This window comes from Marinobacter iranensis, from assembly GCF_029207565.1.
Taxonomy (GTDB): Bacteria; Pseudomonadota; Gammaproteobacteria; order Pseudomonadales; family Oleiphilaceae; genus Marinobacter; species Marinobacter iranensis.
This window is the reverse complement of sequence record NZ_JANCMW010000262.1, coordinates 1-260: the sequence shown is the minus strand read 5'-3', so window position 1 is coordinate 260 and position 260 is coordinate 1. Positions and strand designations below refer to the sequence as shown.

The window sequence follows — 260 nt, the reverse complement described above, 5'->3', positions numbered from 1 at the left end:
GGACGCCGGCATCTGGTCGGTCGATGCCGGCGGCCTGGCGATCAACGCCAACGCAGTCAGCGACTGCGCCAATGGCGGCATCCTGGTGCATCGCCGGCAGATCGGCGAGGACAGCACCTTGGTGAGCGGAAACCGCATCGCCCGTATTGGTGCGCGTAACGGCGGCACGGGCCAGAACGGCAACGGCATCAACGTTTTCCGCGCCGGCGGCGTGCTCGTTTCCAACAACATCGTCAGTGATTGCGCCTTTTCGGCGATCC

The 260-nt window shown here is 65.4% G+C and carries 1 protein-coding gene; it reads left to right on the top strand.

Annotation, left to right across the window (positions count from 1 at the left end; translation table 11 throughout):
- Positions 1-260, top strand: a 260-nt coding sequence (locus NLU14_RS22290; protein ID WP_275710718.1) for a hypothetical protein, incomplete at both ends; no start/stop codon positions are given.